This window comes from Aeromonas sp. 75A (assembly GCF_051919425.1).
Classification (GTDB): domain Bacteria; phylum Pseudomonadota; class Gammaproteobacteria; order Enterobacterales; family Aeromonadaceae; genus Aeromonas; species Aeromonas veronii.
The window spans coordinates 2,144,341-2,161,715 of the sequence record NZ_JBQBES010000002.1 but is presented as its reverse complement, the minus strand read 5'-3'; the positions used below and the strand labels follow the sequence as shown (position 1 = coordinate 2,161,715).

At 56.3% G+C, this 17,375-nt stretch carries 17 protein-coding genes; 2 read left to right on the top strand and 15 right to left on the bottom strand.

The annotated features are described in order from the left end of the window. Window positions 1–238 precede the first annotated feature (238 nt). The 4 genes from ACTG2T_RS09940 to ACTG2T_RS09925 form a co-directional block, all read right to left on the bottom strand. Window positions 239–1,204, bottom strand: coding sequence for an ABC transporter permease (locus ACTG2T_RS09940; protein WP_021230728.1), 966 nt, complete (start codon window positions 1,202–1,204; stop codon window positions 239–241). Between the two features lie 2 nt (window positions 1,205–1,206). Then, a complete protein-coding gene (locus ACTG2T_RS09935) occupies window positions 1,207–2,325 on the bottom strand; it encodes an ABC transporter permease (RefSeq protein WP_005357011.1) in 1,119 nt (372 codons plus the stop codon). After that, a complete protein-coding gene (locus tag ACTG2T_RS09930) occupies window positions 2,325–3,890 on the bottom strand; it encodes an ABC transporter ATP-binding protein (RefSeq protein ID WP_100644783.1) in 1,566 nt (521 codons plus the stop codon). Before ACTG2T_RS09930 ends, ACTG2T_RS09935 begins: the two co-directional genes overlap by 1 nt. An 85-nt stretch (window positions 3,891–3,975) precedes the next feature. Further along, window positions 3,976–4,974 carry a BMP family lipoprotein gene (locus ACTG2T_RS09925; RefSeq protein WP_005340803.1) on the bottom strand — a complete coding sequence of 333 codons (999 nt, stop codon included), beginning with the start codon at window positions 4,972–4,974 and terminating at the stop codon, window positions 3,976–3,978. A gap of 506 nt (window positions 4,975–5,480) precedes the next feature. On the opposite strand from ACTG2T_RS09925, the gene uvrD reads away from it, so the two are divergent. Further along, complete coding sequence (gene uvrD, locus ACTG2T_RS09920) at window positions 5,481–7,652, top strand: DNA helicase II (RefSeq protein ID WP_330125301.1); 2,172 nt, start codon at window positions 5,481–5,483, stop codon at window positions 7,650–7,652. Between the two features lie 98 nt (window positions 7,653–7,750). Here the strand turns inward: uvrD and ACTG2T_RS09915 are convergent, their stop codons facing one another. The 5 genes from ACTG2T_RS09915 to ydfZ form a co-directional block, all read right to left on the bottom strand. After that, window positions 7,751–8,785: an RES family NAD+ phosphorylase gene (locus ACTG2T_RS09915; protein WP_201906054.1), complete on the bottom strand. Its 1,035-nt coding sequence runs from the start codon at window positions 8,783–8,785 to the stop codon at window positions 7,751–7,753. Between the two features lie 6 nt (window positions 8,786–8,791). After that, window positions 8,792–9,697, bottom strand: a complete 906-nt coding sequence (locus tag ACTG2T_RS09910) for a sce7725 family protein (RefSeq protein ID WP_330125302.1) — start codon at window positions 9,695–9,697, stop codon at window positions 8,792–8,794. Between the two features lie 16 nt (window positions 9,698–9,713). Further along, window positions 9,714–10,544 (bottom strand): sce7726 family protein, encoded by an 831-nt coding sequence (locus ACTG2T_RS09905; protein WP_201906050.1) that lies wholly within the window; start codon window positions 10,542–10,544, stop codon window positions 9,714–9,716. A 197-nt stretch (window positions 10,545–10,741) separates the two neighbouring features. Further along, complete coding sequence (locus ACTG2T_RS09900; protein WP_330125303.1) at window positions 10,742–11,179, bottom strand: DUF2846 domain-containing protein; 438 nt, start codon at window positions 11,177–11,179, stop codon at window positions 10,742–10,744. 202 nt (window positions 11,180–11,381) lie between these two features. Continuing rightward, window positions 11,382–11,579 carry a putative selenium delivery protein YdfZ gene (gene ydfZ / locus ACTG2T_RS09895; RefSeq protein WP_005342516.1) on the bottom strand — a complete coding sequence of 66 codons (198 nt, stop codon included), beginning with the start codon at window positions 11,577–11,579 and terminating at the stop codon, window positions 11,382–11,384. A 311-nt stretch (window positions 11,580–11,890) separates the two neighbouring features. Between ydfZ and ACTG2T_RS09890 the strand changes: the two genes are divergently transcribed. Continuing rightward, window positions 11,891–12,391 (top strand): DUF1993 domain-containing protein, encoded by a 501-nt coding sequence (locus ACTG2T_RS09890; protein ID WP_330125304.1) that lies wholly within the window; start codon window positions 11,891–11,893, stop codon window positions 12,389–12,391. Between the two features lie 101 nt (window positions 12,392–12,492). On the opposite strand, the gene ACTG2T_RS09885 is transcribed toward ACTG2T_RS09890, so the two are convergent. The 6 genes from ACTG2T_RS09885 to ACTG2T_RS09860 form a co-directional block, all read right to left on the bottom strand. Further along, the gene (locus ACTG2T_RS09885; protein ID WP_330125305.1) at window positions 12,493–13,005 is read right to left on the bottom strand and encodes a cupin domain-containing protein; all 513 of its coding nucleotides are present in this window, start codon (window positions 13,003–13,005) and stop codon (window positions 12,493–12,495) included. Between the two features lie 125 nt (window positions 13,006–13,130). Further along, window positions 13,131–13,493, bottom strand: coding sequence for a cystatin domain-containing protein (locus ACTG2T_RS09880; protein WP_026034886.1), 363 nt, complete (start codon window positions 13,491–13,493; stop codon window positions 13,131–13,133). 100 nt (window positions 13,494–13,593) lie between these two features. Beyond that, the gene (locus ACTG2T_RS09875; RefSeq protein ID WP_100644777.1) at window positions 13,594–14,250 is read right to left on the bottom strand and encodes a DUF3313 domain-containing protein; all 657 of its coding nucleotides are present in this window, start codon (window positions 14,248–14,250) and stop codon (window positions 13,594–13,596) included. 390 nt (window positions 14,251–14,640) lie between these two features. Further along, window positions 14,641–15,771, bottom strand: a complete 1,131-nt coding sequence (locus ACTG2T_RS09870; RefSeq protein WP_330125306.1) for a PotD/PotF family extracellular solute-binding protein — start codon at window positions 15,769–15,771, stop codon at window positions 14,641–14,643. A gap of 57 nt (window positions 15,772–15,828) precedes the next feature. Continuing rightward, window positions 15,829–16,464 (bottom strand): LysE family translocator, encoded by a 636-nt coding sequence (locus ACTG2T_RS09865; protein ID WP_204380458.1) that lies wholly within the window; start codon window positions 16,462–16,464, stop codon window positions 15,829–15,831. Between the two features lie 40 nt (window positions 16,465–16,504). Then, window positions 16,505–17,326 (bottom strand): helix-turn-helix transcriptional regulator, encoded by an 822-nt coding sequence (locus ACTG2T_RS09860; protein WP_330125307.1) that lies wholly within the window; start codon window positions 17,324–17,326, stop codon window positions 16,505–16,507. Between the last annotated feature and the right edge of the window lie 49 nt (window positions 17,327–17,375).

Below are 17,375 nucleotides of genomic sequence, written 5' to 3'. Positions count from 1 at the left end.
TGCAACCCCCTCCTGATACGAGGGGGTTTTTGATGGTGCTGGCAAGGGGGTCAGCTCTTGTACGCCAGCCGCTCCCCGCAGCAACTCACGCAGCCCCTTTATCCCTTCACGCCACCATCCCCCTCTATCACACCATCCAGATCCCGGCTGGTCTGCCCCATCCCGCCCATAAAAAAACAGGCCCACCGAAGTGGGCCTGCTGTTATCTGTGTGATCGGGAATATCGCGCTAAAGGGCGCTACTCCCGCTCCTTCACATAGGGGGTGCCGAGCGCCTTGGGTGCCACCGCGCGGCCGATAAAGCCGGCCAGCAGGAACACGGTCAGGATGTAGGGCAGAGCCTCAATGGCCTGCACCGGAATGGCGAAGCCACCGATGCTGACCCCTTGCAGGCGGATGGCGACCGCATCGAGGAAGCCGAACAGCAGACAGGCTGCCATGGCATTCCAGGGGCGCCACTTGCCGAACACCAGCGCCGCCAGAGCCATAAAGCCCTTGCCCGCACTCATGTTGGGGATGAACTGGGCCGTCTGGGCCACCGCCAGATAGGTGCCACCGATACCGGCCAGCAGGCCGCCGATGAGGAGCGCGGTGTAGCGCATCCGCACCACAGAGATACCGGCGGTATCGACCGCTGCCGGTGCCTCGCCCACCGCCCGCAGACGCAGACCGAAGCGGGTACGGAACATCACCCACCAGGCCAGCGGCACGCAGGCGAACGCCACGTACTCCAGCAGGGAGTGGCCGCTCAGCAGCTCGCTGTAGAGCTGGCCGATCACCGGCACATCCCACAACTCCTTGGCATAGGGCAGATCGATGGGGGCAAAACGGGCATCACCGGAGAGCGCCGGGGTCTGGCCACCCTGATCGAACCAGTAACGGCCCAGGGTGACGGTCAGACCGGCCGCCAGAATGTTGATGGCCATGCCGCTCACCACCTGATCACCGCGATGGGTGATAGTGGCAAAACCGTGCATCAGGGCAAACAGGATGGAGACACCCACCCCGGCACCCAGACCTATCCAGGCAGAACCGGAGACCGCCGCCGCCGCACCACTGGCGAACGCCGCCGCCAGCAGTTTGCCTTCCAGCGCGATGTTGACCACCCCGGAGCGCTCGCAAAACATGCCCGCCATGGCGGCGAGAATGAGCGGCGGCGCGGTACGAATGGTCGCATCCAGCATCAGGATCAGAATTTCAAACATGATCAGACTCCTTTAGCTTGCGCGGCTGAGCGGTTGGCAAACGCCAGATAGAGCTGCTCGATGCGCGGACGCATCATGTGCTCAAGGGCGCCACAGAACAGGATCACCAGACCCTGCAGCACCACCACGATGTTGCGGTCGACACCGAACTCGAAGCTGAGCTCGGCGCCCCCCTGATAGAGGAAACCGAACAGCAGGCTGGCGATGATAACGCCGACCGGATGGTTGCGCCCCATCAGCGCCACCGCGATACCGGTGAAGCCGAACCCTTCCACGAAGTTGAGCTTGATCTGGTGCAGCTCACCCTGCAGCACGTTGAGGGCGAAGAAGCCCGACAGCATGCCGGAGATGACCATCGCCAGGATCACCACCTTGGGATAGGAGATACCGGCGTAGGCGGAGGCGCTTTGGCTGGCCCCGACCGAGCGGATCTCGTAGCCCCAGCGGGTGTGCCAGATAAAGACCCACACCAGCGCCGCACAGATCAGCGCCCAGAAGAAGCTGATATTGAGCGGGCTGTTGGGGATCTCCATCCCGAACAGGTTCGCCAGCCCGCTCATCTTGGGCAGCCAGCTTGCCTCGGCAAACACCTTGCTCTCGGTTGCCATCGAGCCGGGCGGCTTGAACACCTCCACCAGCAGATAGGCCATCAGGGAGGCGGCGATGAAGTTGAACATGATGGTGGTGATAACGATATGGCTGCCGCGCTTGGCTTGCAGCCAGGCCGGAATAAAGGCCCAGGCCGCACCGAACAGACCACCGGCAATGATGGAGAGCGGCAACAGCAGGGCAAACGGCAGCACATCGCCGAGCATCAGACAGACCAGACCGACACCGAGACCGCCGATATAGGCCTGACCTTCACCACCGATGTTGAACAGACCGGCGTGGAAGGCGACCGCCACCGACAGACCGGTAAAGATAAAGCCGGTTGCGTAGTAGAGGGTGAAGCCGACCCCTTCACCTGTGCCGAACGCGCCGTACCACATGATCTTGGCGGCATCGACCGGGTTGATGTCGAGGTAGTAGAACAGAATGGCCGACACCAGGAAGGCCAGCAGGATGTTGACCGCAGACAAGACGCCTACGGAGACCCAGGCAGGAATACGTACTTGGCTCATCAGTGGGCCTCCTTGGCAACGTCATCGGGAACGATATTCGCCATCATCAGACCAATGGTGCGCTCATCCGCCTTGGCACCATCCAGCTCGCCGACGATGCGACCATCGGCAATCACCAGAATCCGGTCTGCGAGGCTCATGATCTCGTCCAGCTCCACCGAGACCAGCAGCACCGCCTTGCCCTTGTCGCGCATGGCGATGATCTGCTGATGGATATACTCGATGGCGCCGATGTCGACCCCGCGGGTCGGCTGGCCGATCAACAGCACATCCGGGTCCTGCTCCACTTCACGGGCGATCACCAGCTTCTGCTGGTTGCCACCGGAGAAGTTGGCGGTCTTGTGATCGGGATGGGGCGGGCGCACGTCCCACTTCTCCATCTTGGCCTGACAATCCTGCTGGATCGCCTCCTTGTTCTGCAGCCAACCCTTGTTGTATTGCGGGCGGCGGTGATAACCGAGAATAAAGGCCTCTTTCGCCTCGAAGCGGTTGATCAGCCCCATCTTGTGGCGATCTTCCGGCACATGACCGAGGCCGTAGTTGCGCACCAGTTCGGGATCGGCCGGGTGCTCCGCGCTCACCTTGTGCACGCCGCTGCGGCTGCTGATGGTAAAGCCGCCCTTGCTCGGCTTGAGAATGCCGCCAAGCAGGCTAAGCAGTTCGGACTGACCGTTGCCGGAGACCCCGGCGATGCCGACCACTTCACCGGCCCGCACCTCGAAGCTGACCGATTTGACCCGCTCCACCTTGCTGGCATCGAAATAGCTGAGCCCTTCGATCTTCAGCTTGGCTTCACCGGGTTGGGTTGGCCCCTTGTCGACCTTGAGGCGCACCTTGCGGCCCACCATCAGTTCGGCCAGCTGCTCCTTGTCGGTATCCTTGGTGGCGACGTGTGCCACCATCTCGCCACGGCGCATGATGGAGACCTGATCGGTAATGGCCAGGATCTCCCGCAGCTTGTGGGTGATGAGGATGATGGTCGCCCCCTGATCCCGCAGCTTTTTCAGCACCTCGAACAGGTGATCCGCCTCTTGCGGGGTCAGTACCCCGGTCGGCTCGTCGAGGATCAGGATGCGGGCGCCGCGATAGAGCGCCTTGAGAATTTCGACCCGCTGTTGCAAGCCAACCGGCAGATCTTCGACCTTCTCGTGCAGCGGCACGTCGAGGCCATAATCCCGCGCCAGTTCGCCCAGCAGCTTTTCGGCTGACGCCACGCTCTGCTGAAGGTGCCAGCCGTTCTCAGCGCCGAGGATGACGTTTTCCAATACGGTGAAGTTATTGACCAGCATGAAGTGCTGGTGAACCATGCCCACCCCTGCGGCAATCGCATCTTGTGAGCCATGGGGTTTGAAAGGATTCCCGTCGATCAGCATCTCGCCTTTGTCGGCATGGTAGAAACCATAAATGATGCTCATCAGGGTGGACTTACCGGCGCCATTTTCGCCGACAATGCCGTGGATACTGCCTTTGCGAACCTTAAGGTCGATCAGCTTGTTGGCGTACACTTCGCCGAACCGCTTATCGATACCTCTTAATTCGATGGCATAGCGATCTGTCTGGTCCATGATGCAGCCCTGCGTTTCATGAAATAAGACTAAAAACCGGCCCGTGCGGGCCGGTGGTGCGTTGAGAGTCGTAGCAACTATCTAATTAGTATTTGCAGGTGTTATCGCTCATGTAGTCATGAACCTTGACCTTGCCAGCGATGATTTCAGCTTTGATGGCATCCACCTTGGCTTTCATTTCCGGGGTGATCAGCTTCTCGTTGTCCTTGTCGAGCGCCCAATCCACACCGCCTTCGGCCAGACCCAGGTTCTTGATACCCGGCTTCCACTCGCCTTTGGCAGCGTCATCCCAGGTCTGGTAAGCGGCCAGCCCCACAGACTTGACCATGGAGGTCAGCATGGTGCCCGGTTGCAGGTGGTTCTGGTTGGAGTCTACGCCGATGGCGAACTTGCCGCTGTCCTTGGCTGCCTGATAGACACCGATACCGGTACCGCCAGCTGCGGCGTAAACCACGTCAGCACCCTTGGCGAACTGGGACTTGGCCAGCTCGGCACCTTTGGCCGGGTCAGCAAACGCGGCCGGGGTAGAGCCCGCCATGTTCTGGAACACTTCGATCTTCGGATTGACGAACTTGGCACCCTGCTCGTAACCGCACTGGAATTTGCGGATCAGCGGGATATCCATGCCACCCACGAAGCCGACCTTGCCGCTCTTGGAAGCGATGGCAGCCAGCGCGCCCACCAGGAAGGAACCTTCATGCTCCTTGAAGATGACGGACTGGACGTTCGGCTTGTCGACCACCATGTCGATGATGGTGAACTGGGTTTTCGGGAATTCGGTCGCAACCTTCTCTACCGCAGAACCCATGTTGAAACCGACCGCCACGATCGGGCCGTTGCCACGGCTGGCCAGACGACGCAGACCCTGCTCACGCTGGGCTTCGTTCTGGGGTTCAAACTCTTTGACCTTGACGCCCTTGTCCTTGTTGTAGAGCTCGACGCCGTTACGGAACACGGCTTCGTTGAATGATTTGTCATACTTGCCCGCGGTGTCATAAATGACGGCTGGCTCGGAAGCAGCCTGAGCAGAGAGAGCAGCGAGAGTGAGGGAGGCCACTGTGGCCAGCTTGAGCACTTTAGTCACGATCGTATCCTTGATTGTTATTAAGTGAGGGAACTTGCTTGCCTGTCAGAGCAGGCTATCTAGCACGCAGGCTTACTCTAAGTCAGCCCCGATGCGGGTCAAGCAAATGATAAGGGAAAAACGTTTGCGTTAACGGTTTGAATTCTAAGCAAATAACCTTATAAGCAGTTGTTTTTTAGCTACTTTTCAGTTTTTTATGCTAACAACCAGAAGACCCAAACGACATTTCTCTTATTGTTCAGCAAGTTACTGTAAACCGTTTTCCCCTCTTATTCATCCAGCCCCCCGGCAAGCCCGTGATCCGGCTCGCAAAATCCCCACAAAACGCGCGAGCAAGGATTGGCTACAGCTGGAGACCTCCCCGCCCCGTTCTCTCTGCGCCAGCCAAAAATGGCCGCACCGGCGCCCCTACAAGCGCCCATCTTGCCCCTCCCCCCGAGTTTGGATTTGGTCTGACGGGGGGATGGCCGTATAATCGCCGCCTGTATAAATAAACAGGAGTGGTGATGGACGTTTCAACCCTGCTCGACGGGCTCAACGACAAGCAAAGAGATGCCGTTGCGGCGCCCCGCAGCAACCTGCTGGTGCTGGCCGGTGCCGGTTCGGGCAAGACCCGGGTGCTGGTGCACCGTATCGCCTGGCTGATGCAGGTGGAACGCTGTTCACCCTTCTCCATCATCGCGGTCACCTTTACCAACAAGGCGGCGGCCGAGATGCGCGGCCGGGTCGAAAAAGTGATCGGCGACGGCGTGCGCGGCATGTGGATCGGCACCTTCCACGGCATCGCTCACCGATTGCTGCGGGCCCACCATCTGGATGCCGGCTTGCCGCAGGATTTCCAGATCCTCGACTCCGACGACCAGTACCGTCTTATCCGCCGGGTGCTCAAGGCGCTCAACCTCGACGAGAAGCACTGGGCCCCGCGCGCCGTGATGGGCTACATCAACGGCAAGAAGGATGAGGGCTTGCGCCCCGGCGACATCGATCTCTATGGCGACCCTGTCACCCGCACCTATCAGCAGATCTACAAGACCTATCAGGAGACCTGCGATCGCTCCGGTCTGGTGGACTTTGCCGAACTGCTGCTGCGCGCCCACGAGCTGTGGCTGAACAAGCCGCACATCCTCGAGCACTACCGCGACCGCTTCCAGAACATTCTGGTGGACGAGTTTCAGGATACCAACGGCATCCAGTACGCCTGGCTGCGGATGCTGGCGGGCAACAGCGGCAAGGTGATGATCGTCGGCGACGATGACCAGTCCATCTACGGCTGGCGCGGCGCCAAGATCGAGAACATCCAGCGCTTCCTGACCGACTATCAGGGCGCCGAGACCATCCGTCTCGAGCAGAACTACCGCTCCACCGCCAATATCCTCAAAGCGGCCAACAGCGTCATCGCCAACAACGCCGAGCGCCTTGGCAAGGAGCTGTGGACCGAAGGGGCCGAGGGCGAGCCGATTTCACTCTACGCCGCCTTCAACGAGGTGGACGAAGCGCGCTTCGTGGTCGGCCGTCTCAAGGATTGGAAGGAAAAGGGCGGCCTGTTGGCCGATTGCGCCATCCTCTATCGCTCCAACGCCCAGTCGCGGGTGCTGGAAGAGGCGCTGATGCAGGACGCCATGCCCTACCGCATCTACGGCGGCCTGCGCTTCTTCGAGCGGCAAGAGATCAAGGACGCCATGGCCTACCTGCGGCTTATCAACAACCGTGGCGACGACGCCAGCTTCGAGCGGGTGGTCAACACCCCGACCCGCGGCATCGGCGATCGCACCCTCGAGATCCTGCGCGGCAACGCCCGCGATCAGGGGCTCAACCTGTGGCAATCGGCCAAGGTGCTGCTCAACGACAAGGTGCTGACCGGTCGCGCCGGCAACGCGGTGCGCGGCTTTGTCGATCTCATCGACGCGCTGGAGGAGCAGGTCGCCATGCTGCCGCTGCACCAGCAGGCGGATATCGCCATCCAGAACTCCGGCCTCAAGGCCATGTATCTGGCGGAAAAAGGCGAAAAATCCCAGGCGCGGGTAGAGAACCTGGACGAACTGGTCACCGCCTGCCGCCAGTACCAGCGCCCGGACGAGCTGGAGGATATGAGCGATCTCTCCGCCTTCCTCGCCCACGCGGCGCTGGAATCCGGCGAAAATCAGGCCGACGAATATGCCGACGCGGTGCAGCTGATGACCCTGCACAGCGCCAAAGGGCTGGAGTTCCCACTGGTGCTGCTGGTCGGCGTCGAAGAGGGGATGTTCCCCAGCCAGCAATCGACCGAGGAGTCGGGCCGGCTGGAAGAGGAGCGCCGTCTCTGTTACGTCGGCATGACCCGCGCCATGGAGAAGCTCTACATCTGTTATGCCGAGAGCCGCCGCATCTACGGCCGCGAGATGTTCCACAAGCCGAGCCGCTTTATCCGCGAGATGCCCGCCGAGTGTCTGGAAGAGATCCGGCTGCGCACTCAGGTCAGCCGCCCCACCCAGTACGGTCGCTTTAGCCAGAACGAGGTGCAGCAGAGCTTTGACGCCAGCGGCATCAAGCTCGGCCAGCGGGTGCTCCATCCAAAATTCGGGGAAGGGGTGGTACTCAACTTCGAAGGGGTCGGCCAGCAGAGCCGGGTGCAGATCCAGTTCGACGACGTCGGCGCCAAGTGGCTGGTGACGGCCTATGCCAGATTGGAAGCGCTGTGATTTTTCCTACCTTTTGATGCAACCAACCCGGCTTAGGCCGGGTTGGTTTTTATATCTCTAGTAAGAACTGACGGAGCTGAACCATATTTTTTAGAGGCTCATTCTGCACATACTGATACAGACGTAACATTTTTAGTAATTGGATTATTTATTTCCACTGTATCAGGATAGAAAAGAACTATATTTTCTCCTGTTCCAAAAGAGCTTGTAAAGGTAATTCCATCGTAGTCGCTGATACTTTTAATGAACTCACAAAGGAATTGTGTTGGTATATAATCCAACGTTGCCCTTTCAGGGATTACTGGCTGAGCTAATTCTTTTGAAAACAATTCAATCAAAGCTAAGTGATTAATTATAAGTTCCATTTCATCCCCTGCATACTTCAGTAAAGAAATTCGCTTTTTGGGATTTGTCAAATTAATTAGCTTTAAGCTTCTTTTTGCAACACAGGTAGAAATGTAAACCGTTGACCCAATGCTTGGGCGAACCTCTCTAATACATGTGTCTTCATTTTCAGCCACATATAGATATACAATACCAGCCGGATTTGCACGTCCAGCAGATGCTTTTTCTGGCGGAGGTGAACCCATATGCTCTTTTAACAATGCCGAGTCCGAAATCCTAGCTCTATAAAAATAATCCGTCTGCTCCCTGATCTCACATAACTCATCTATCAACTGAATAAATGTGTTCTTTTCAATGCTATTTGTCTCATTCTGAAACGAGGAAAACATTTTCCCGTAAATATTTCCAGTGGGGAAAAAACGATTTTTATGAATCAACTCTTTTTTGAATTCCAACCATAACAATGAATTTTTTTGAGGGCTATATTTAACCTTCCATCTTTTTGAGTCATCAACCCCCAAAGCTAATTCCTTTACAAGCTCGGCAGGCTTACTGACGGTGGAGCTTAATATATTTAGATCATGGCAAAGGATTTCGTGCAACGCCTTACCATGAATATCCTCATCAATGCAAAATTCAATGCCGTCAGAAACATCACTTAAAATGGACGGCTCAACGCACAATACATCTTTGCTTGAGCAAAATGAACAGCGAGATATTTTCCCCATCCGCTGTATTTTCTCTCTTAGCGCACTATCATTGAAGCAATTTATGCAACATTTGGACATTTTTAATTATCCTTCCAAATAGTCACACAATGTTTCTATATGGTGCATAATAGATAGTTTTTTAATCTGACCTAATCCAGGGTAATGACGATTTTCATAGAGACTTATAAATTCTCTAGTGGCTAGAGTTTCATAGAATATAGAGGGATTCTTAATTATATCTTTAACAGCTGAACCAAGTGCATCGATGAACTTACCACCAGGGTTGGTGGGAGTGTTATCATCATATGATGAATAATGTTTTACATACATCTCATCATATTGTTCTTTATTGATATAAGACAAATGTATTGTCACTACATATGCAGGACCACCACTCTCGGAAAAATCAGTCCCCATAATCGTATAATCACCAAATCCCACTGCGTTTGGTGTATCTCGAAATGTTACATGCCAATGTGAAAATGCAGACTCTGAACCATAATCCGCGTTTCTCGGTTTCTTTTTAAAATTATCATCGATGAATGCTACTTTAGAAAACTTTGTGAGCAGTGTTGGGGATATTTTAGGATTTATAATAGTAAATTCTGCTGTGTTACAGAGCTTAATAATTGTATTATCGACACCCTCAGTTAAATATATAACAAATTCGCGAGTCATGTTTTCTGCAAGATGAATAGCAATTTCATCAGAAGATCCTGCAAGCAGGATACACGGAGTATAATTATACTCATCAAGCATCCTAGTGATCCGATCACTAGGTTGACCACTTAACTCGCCAACAGATGGGTTGATCACGACGATAGGAACTATATTGCTTTTATTTAAATGTTCTATCGTATTAACTAATGCATTCATATTCTCTCTAACAGGCTCTATAATCGGTTTTAGATGCCTTGCCGAGGAAATATCCGCACACTCTCTTAATGCTGCTAATTCAAATTGCTTCCCTCGTAAGTAGGGTAGGTACATGATTTATCCCTCATCATTAACTATTGAATCTTATAATTAGACTATCTATTTGTTTTTTGTTAAAACTATAGCTGATAGCCGCGTTTTTAAGCGAGTAAGGTAATGAACAAATAAACTCTTTGTTGTTTTTTCTACTCAGCTTTAAAATCATTCTTAACTGTTCAGCAAGCACATCAGGTTCAGCTTGATAAAATTTATCAAGACATACCGAAAACACATCGCTATTAGAGCATGTGATTTTTTCACCAGAAATTAATTCTGCTAAAAGAATATACTCATCCTTTCGCAAGGACTTTATCACAGTGACAGGACAAAGAGGCTCAGTTCTTTTTTTCGCCAATTTCTTTACACTTAAATAATTATCAGCGGTTAGCACCATAATGCCAACACTGTCAGGGGTTGCCTCATATACAGATTTAAAATTAAGCGGAGCGCAAACTACATACACCTCATCAAAGAAAGCGCAGTAATCCTTTAATTGCTCATCAAGCCTATATAAGCTGTCATATTCTGTTTTTATTTCATAGCATACAGAAGAACCATTTATAATAACGCAATCGGCTTTACTTGAGCCAACCCGAAATTCTGACAGCATGGTTGCCGTATTTAAAGAATGCTTTCCCAAAAGATGCCGGTTCACTATTGCATTTTTAAAAAAATACTCGGTTTTATATTTTTTATCAATAATGCAATATATCTTATTGTATGTATCATAAAGGGAGCTACAGACATCCCCTCCAAGTAATTCAGTAGAGATCTTTTTAATAAGCGACATATCACCATCAGCAAGCTGGGAAAGCCCCTTGCTAGTAAATAATTTTGACGCTTCTTTTAACAAAAATTGCATTTTAACTCTACCAACATATATATTAACTTAAAGAGTAACCTATTTTCTTTTTCCAAGAAATATTAATGCTCTGATTTTTTGATGTAAGTCCTCTTTCGAGTCGCCATTCACACTGCGTTTATGATTACAAAATCCCAGTAACCAACCAATTTGACGTAGCCATAGATGATATGGCTACGCCTTTTCTTTCCTATTTATCACTTAACCAGCTTGCTCTCCATTACCCCTTGCTTGCCTTCCTCTTCACTGACCTGACTCAGCTTGGAGCGAGCCATCAGCAGGCCCATCTTGACCTCTTGCCAAACGTAGTAGTTTTTACCCGCCTCGGTGCTGAGGGTCAGAGTGGCATCGTTCTCCGACTTGGAGGTGATGGTGTGGCTGCCCGGCGTCACCTGCTTGAGGATATAGCTGTGAGCCACGGTATCGCCTACGGCAGAACCGTCCACCAGCAGCGGCATTTTCACGGCCGCCCCGAAGGTCTCGTTGCGATAGATATAGAGGTTGGCCGCATCTTTGGGCGCCACAAACTGCTTGGCCTGCGCATCTGCGGTGACATCGGCCATAGGTACGGAAGCACAACCGGAAAGCAGCGCCGCCGACAGCAGGGCGGCACTCATCATTATTTGCCTGAACATAGTCGTTATTTTTTAGTGGGTTAACGGGATCAAAAGGTTCGCATGAGCCTGCACTGGCTGACAATCGCTCAAATCGAGCGGGGTGTGACCCGGTTCAATTTTTCAGCATTTGGTGGGATGAAGGGGGAAATCAGAAACCCGGCCGCCAGATGGGGCGCGGCGGTCGGGTGAATTGTAAAGAGTAGGGTGACAGGGAAAGGGATCAGCCTAGTCTAATCAACTCGATGGGGGCGTAGCGCTCACCGGAGTTTGCCAGCAGCACGCACTTCTCATGCTCCGCCTGATAGGGGGTCATATTGTCGGTGTGGGCCTCTTTCAGAAAATCGACTGCGCCAGTGGCGGCAATCATGACGCGCTGACCCAGGTTCAGCACATTGCGGTTACGGTCATAGATCTTCATTTCATTCTCCTTTTCTTGTGTCCTGGCGAATACGCAGGCGCGTGTCCAGGACAACGGCATTCAGCCTACGCCTCTGAAAAAAGGTGATTTATGTCACAGATCAAAAAAGGGGCGATAAGGGACTCATAGGTTCAAAATGCGAGCATGGCCGCTTGGCCAGTGGTTGTCGCGCGAAGTAGCGCTACCCTGCCCTTTTCATCGTGGCAGGCTCGAACCCGGCAGCGGTTGGGGTATATTGGTGGCCGATTAGCCAGTCTCATTCACCGTGGCCGCGCACGCGGGCCGCTGTTTCAACAAGATGGAGAGTGCTCATGAATCGCGATATCACCGCCCAGTTCATCAAGATGCTGACCAATCTGGATCACTGTCTGGCCAAGGCCGAGGCCCACGCCGCGGCGAAGCAGTTCAACGTGGACAACTTCTTCGGCGATCGGCTGATTGTCGATATGCTGCCCTTCAGCAAGCAGGTGCTGATCTGCTGCGATTCGGCCCGCGCCGTGGTCGCCACCGCCAGCCACAGCGAGCTGCCGGCCATGGGCGATGATCCCAAAACCATCGCCGATCTGCGCGCCCATATCGGCAAGACCATCAGCTATCTGCAGGGCAAGCTGGACGCAGACTACAGCCAGTATGCCAGCGGCCGTTACGTGCCCCACTGGGCAGGCGGCAAGGGGATGGATGGCCATACCTGCGTCCATGAGTACGGCATTCCCAACTTCTACTTTCACCTCACCATGGCCTACGCCCTGCTGCGCCGCGCCGGGGTCGATCTCGGCAAGCGCGACTATCTGGGCGGGCTCAACCTGCAATAAACGCTGCACGCCACAGGTGGCAAACAGAAAGCAAAAGCCTGCCACGCGGCAGGCTTTTTTATATCGGGTGGTGCAGATCTGGTGCGCAGAAAGGCTGCGCCCTAGAAGGGGCCATTGTTCTCGCGCAGCTTGTCGGGCAGGCCGTCGTGATCCCCCAACTCGCGCTCGGGCACATCATCCCAGTGCAGCTTGCCAAGGGTGATATTGCGCTCGGGATGCACGGCGTAGTGGATGCGGTTGTCCTCCCGATCCGTGTCGCCAATGCAAAGCAGCCGGACAGTCTCTTCGGTGTTGTTGATAAAGGCGTGAGCCAGCCCGTCACCGGCCTTGAAGCCCACCGAGTCCCCCGGTTGCAGCCGATAGAGCACGCCATCGAGCCAGACATCCGGCGTCCCTTCCAGCACGTGAACAAACTCGTCTTCGGTCTTTTCGGCATGGGGCCAGCTGGTACGGTGGCCGGGGTCGACTATCTCGTGGTGAATGCCGATGCGGCTAAAGCCGAAGTGCTTGCCAAGGGCGCAGCCGAGAGAAAGGGGCTCCTGACTGCCGGAGTAGTAGCGCGGCGTCTGCTCTTGCAGCTCGCTCCAGTGTTTGATGCAGGGGTGGCGATTCATAGCGGTTCCTTTTCCATGAGGATGCAGTCACGGGAAGGGTCATCCTGACTGTCAGAATGCGGGGAGAAAAGCAGAAATTTTCTGGTCAGATGAGCCCCTCTGACGAGGGGCTCAACAAGCAGGAATTACTTGGCCTTGACGCAAGGCAAGGGAGGAAGCTCGCCCTGTGCAGCCGTGCGGGTCATCTGGTAGTTGCCGGCAAGATCCCGATAGACACGGGTGTTCCACACCTCTCCGTTGTCGAGCTGGAACTCGATGTCGTAGTTGACCCCGGAGACCACCTGGCTGCGCACCTCGCGGATGCTCTGCAGTTTGGCGGCCGTGTTCATGCGAGCCAGCACGCTGGCCAGCGCAGCCTCCCCTTCCGCATTGGGCAACGGCTGACTCTGCCAGCCACCCGCCATCGGTGCACACTCCGGCGTGGGTGACGAGGTGCTGCAGGCACTCAACAGGCCAGCAACAAGGATGGGTAACAACACGCGTTTCATATCATTTTCTCCTGCCTGCAAAATGACCACCTTATCAACATCTTGCCATTATTGCAGCCCAAAAGGCTCCCGCTGCGCCCCGCTTGGACGCACCAATCGATCAGCGCCCCAGATTGTCCGCCAGCTGTTTGGCGCGGCTGGCCGCCCACTGGTCGATCATCTTCTCCATCTCCTCGGCGGTGATGGGCTCATCCTTGTGGGTGGTATCTGTGCTCTCGCGGGCATCCATCACCCGCACCAGCAGCTTGCCACTCCGGGAGTCGAGCAGTTGGGCCATGCTGCCCACCTTGAGCAGGTAGGGCTCCTTGCCGATCACTTCGCGGGTGACGTTGATGGCGATCTTGGCGGGCAGCAGGTCACGCAGCTTGGGATCGGGGCGAGTCAGGTCGAAGTTGGTGACAGCGGCCTGGATCCGCATGACTTTCGGGCCGGGGGCTGTGGCGATCTTGACGCCCTGCTTGATCAGCTCGCTTTGGAACTTGTCGTGGTAGTAGCGGCCAATCTGGTTCTGTTCGTTGGCGGTCAGCAGATACCACTGACCGTTCTCCTGCCGGATAAACTGCAGCGGATCGAGCAGCACCTCATTGTATTGGCGCAGGTCAACGCCCGGCTCCTTGTAGACGCGCTGATTGGGGTTGCTCTCGCTCTGCTGGAAGGCTGTCAGCGGGATCGCCTGCAAGCTGTGGGATACCTGATTCTTGACGGCGCAGCCACCCAGAAGGGCTGCAGCCACGGCAACCATCACGACCTTTTTCATATTTGCTCCTGCATTTTACTGTTTGTTTTTGCTGTGGATTTCGCACCACATGGCTGGAGAACCCGTGCCGGATGCCGCCAATGTCACAGAGAAATAACCTATTCATCACCTTCCCACAAGGGACAGATCAGGATTGTTCAGCTCACATCCAAGTTGTCACAATTGCGGCACTTTTGTACAGGGTCAGCAGGGGTATGAACGGCAATCTGGCGAGGGTTTGATTGTTTAATCCGGCTAATTGGGGCTGCGGTAAGCGCGCAGTTTTTTCAAACGATGGGGGCCAACGAGCGGCGTGGGTTGAATGGGGGAATGCCCTGGAACACGCGATGACCGATCATCAGCCATCTTGCGCAAACTTGCCTGCCGCCGGACAAGCGACAGGCACACCCATCAGTTATCGAGATCCCAGGGACACTGCTTGACCAGCCCCTCTTTGCCGCTGGCGACGATCGCCTGCTGTACCATCCGTTTGTAGCGATTCTTGATATGGGCAGGCAGCGCGGGCACCAGCAGTCGCTCGTCAAACTCCGGCAGCGGGCGATCCGGCAGCACCGCCTGCTCCTGCGGACTGAGGGGCGGCCGGGAGGCCATATTGCTGGCCGAGATGGTGGGCGTGCCCACCAGCATCTGGCGTTGCAGCGGCGCGCTCAGCAGAAAATCCACCAGCAGGTAGGCGGCCTTGAGCCGTGCGGGATCATCCCCGACATGGCGGGCGATGGAGATCGCATCGAGGGCATAGATGGCCCCCTCCTGCACCATGGCGATCCGCCACTGCTGATCGTTCTGCTTGTTGCACTCCACCAGCTCCAGCCCCCAGGTGGTGGCAAAGGTCTGCTGGCGCAGATCCTCACAGCGGTTGGCCTGATTGAACCAGAAGCCGCGACTGGCTCGCAGCCGCTGCGAGAGCTGCTGCTCCACCTCTTGCTGCAAGGTCTTGTCGGCCAGCATCTCGCCGCTGGCAAACAGAGCGGGCGACTTGCCCAGCGAGAGCAGCACCGAAAAGAGCAGCGGCTCGAACTGGTCGCAGAACTCGGCAAACTGGCCCGGCGTCGAGCTGTTGGCGAGCACCTGCCAACTGGTGGGCGCTTGCGGCACCTGCTTGCTGTCATAAGCGAGGCTGAACATGGCGTAGGAGAAGGGCACCGAGTAGTTGCGCTCCCCCTGCTTGTCATACTCGGTGTTCTTGAGGGCGGGCTTCACCTCGGCGTAGTGCTGCAGGCGACTGAAATCGATGGGGAGCAGCAGCTTGAACAGCGGCTGGTGATGGGCCTTGTAGAAGTAGCTGGTCGGCAGCACCACATCGGCGCTGCGGGTGCGCAGGGCGCGGTAGACGCTGTCGAAATCGGTCAGCAGCGGCTCGATCCGGCTGACTGTCGCCTCCACCCCATGGGCGTTGGCGTAGTCGGCAAACTGTTGTTCATAACCCGCTGGCAGATAGCCCCACTCCAGCAATTTGAGCTGAACCGGGGCCGCCAGCGCCGGGGTCATCCCCAGTAACAAGCAAAGAGGCAGTAGACGCATGGCCGGGCACTCCTGACAGGTAAACCTTGTTGGAGTATAGGCCCATGCGCCCACCCGTCAGACCATCAGCTCGGCCCCCATGCTCACCAGAATGGAGAGGCTGACCACCGCAAACAGTACGCCGGTCACCAGATTGAGTGGCCGCTGCACCCGCAGCAGCAGGCGCTGGGCACGATCGGTGGAGAGGCTCCACGCCAGCAGCCCGAACCAGCAGAGGGAGATGATGAAGAGCTCGCCCACCAGCAGGCTGCGGGTCATTCCATCCACCTCTGGCGTCACCATGGCGGCCAGCAGACCGATAAAGAACACCAGCGCCTTGGGGTTAAGCAGGTTGGTGGCAAGGCCAGTGCGCACGCCCCTGCCCCAGCCGCGCAGCTCGTTGGCGGCGCTGGCCATCAGGGTGCTGCTCTGCTGCCGAGCCGCCATCAAGGCACCCCACCCCAACCAGCCCAGATAGAGGGCGCCGCAGCACTTGATCACCATAAACAGCAGCGGGTGACTGGCGATCAGCATGCTGATCCCGGTCAGGCTAAGGGTGGCGTGCACCATGATCGCCAGCGAGATGCCCAGCGCCGCGCCAAGGGCGGTCGGCCGGTGCAGGCTGGTGCGCAGGATCAGGGCGAAATCGGGGCCGGGGCTGGCCAGTGCAATCAGGTGCATCAGGCCGAGGGTAACGAACAGACTGGTCAGCATAACAACTCTCGCTTTAACGACGGAGAGCCAGCATGGCGGATCAGCGGGGGGCGCGGCTTGTAAAAGATTGCATCTGGACACGAAATTCGGCGGGCGTCAGACCGAATGCCTGGCGAAAGCCGTGGTGGAAGTGACTCTGATCGAAGAAGCCGACCGCCAACGCCACCTCGCTCACCACCATCCCGCTCGCCAACAGCCGCTTGCCCTGCTCCAGCCGCAGCCGTTTCAGCCAGGCATAGGGGGTCATGCCGCTGCGCTTCTTGAACTGGCGCAGGAAGGCGAAGCGGTCGAGCCCAAGCAGCCCCGCCAGCTCTTCCAGCGAGTGGGGCTCGTCGAGGGTCGCCATCAGGTAGTCGCGCAGGAATCGCAACTGGGGATCGGCAAGCTGGTGTACCTCGGGGGCCAGATGCAGCAGCTCCCCCAGCAGGGCGAGCAGCTGGCTCTCGAGCAGCAGGCCATCGGCCTTGGGGTTGTCGAGATAGCCGTGTAGCTGGGCAAAGCCCTGATAGAGGTCGGGGCGACTCTGCAACCCCTTGTCGAAGAAGGGTTCCGGCTGCTCCGGCAGCCAGAGCGCCAGCTGCTGCGGATCGATGGCGAAGACCCGCACCTCGTACCCTTCCGGCAGCAGGCTGAGGCCGTCGTGCACCTCGTCCGGGTTGACGGTAGAGAGCACCCCGCGCACCAGATGGTGACTGTTTCCCTTGTGGATAAACTTCTGGCCACCCCGCTGCACCAGCCCGATATGGTAGTCGAGATGGACATGGCGGCCGTAGCTGAACGCCCTGTGGTGGGAGTGTGACAGCTCGACCCCCGGCAGGTGCGGGGATTGCCAGTAGCGGATGAGGGAATCGGTGGTACTCATGGGTTATAGATACACCAGAAGCGGGCCTTGGACTTGTAGATTATTGCAC

Bases quoted from the DNA above. Each gene is read 5' to 3' on its own strand.
- ACTG2T_RS09940 (WP_021230728.1), bottom strand. From the start codon at position 1,204: ATGTTTGAAATTCTGATCCTGATGCTGGATGCGACCATTCGTACCGCG.
- ACTG2T_RS09935 (WP_005357011.1), bottom strand. From the start codon at position 2,325: ATGAGCCAAGTACGTATTCCTGCCTGGGTCTCCGTAGGCGTCTTGTCT.
- ACTG2T_RS09930 (WP_100644783.1), bottom strand. From the start codon at position 3,890: ATGGACCAGACAGATCGCTATGCCATCGAATTAAGAGGTATCGATAAG.
- uvrD (WP_330125301.1), top strand. From the start codon at position 5,481: ATGGACGTTTCAACCCTGCTCGACGGGCTCAACGACAAGCAAAGAGAT.
- ACTG2T_RS09915 (WP_201906054.1), bottom strand. From the start codon at position 8,785: ATGTCCAAATGTTGCATAAATTGCTTCAATGATAGTGCGCTAAGAGAG.
- ACTG2T_RS09910 (WP_330125302.1), bottom strand. From the start codon at position 9,697: ATGTACCTACCCTACTTACGAGGGAAGCAATTTGAATTAGCAGCATTA.
- ACTG2T_RS09905 (WP_201906050.1), bottom strand. From the start codon at position 10,544: ATGCAATTTTTGTTAAAAGAAGCGTCAAAATTATTTACTAGCAAGGGG.
- ACTG2T_RS09900 (WP_330125303.1), bottom strand. From the start codon at position 11,179: ATGTTCAGGCAAATAATGATGAGTGCCGCCCTGCTGTCGGCGGCGCTG.
- ydfZ (WP_005342516.1), bottom strand. From the start codon at position 11,579: ATGAAGATCTATGACCGTAACCGCAATGTGCTGAACCTGGGTCAGCGC.
- ACTG2T_RS09890 (WP_330125304.1), top strand. From the start codon at position 11,891: ATGAATCGCGATATCACCGCCCAGTTCATCAAGATGCTGACCAATCTG.
- ACTG2T_RS09885 (WP_330125305.1), bottom strand. From the start codon at position 13,005: ATGAATCGCCACCCCTGCATCAAACACTGGAGCGAGCTGCAAGAGCAG.
- ACTG2T_RS09880 (WP_026034886.1), bottom strand. From the start codon at position 13,493: ATGAAACGCGTGTTGTTACCCATCCTTGTTGCTGGCCTGTTGAGTGCC.
- ACTG2T_RS09875 (WP_100644777.1), bottom strand. From the start codon at position 14,250: ATGAAAAAGGTCGTGATGGTTGCCGTGGCTGCAGCCCTTCTGGGTGGC.
- ACTG2T_RS09870 (WP_330125306.1), bottom strand. From the start codon at position 15,771: ATGCGTCTACTGCCTCTTTGCTTGTTACTGGGGATGACCCCGGCGCTG.
- ACTG2T_RS09865 (WP_204380458.1), bottom strand. From the start codon at position 16,464: ATGCTGACCAGTCTGTTCGTTACCCTCGGCCTGATGCACCTGATTGCA.
- ACTG2T_RS09860 (WP_330125307.1), bottom strand. From the start codon at position 17,326: ATGAGTACCACCGATTCCCTCATCCGCTACTGGCAATCCCCGCACCTG.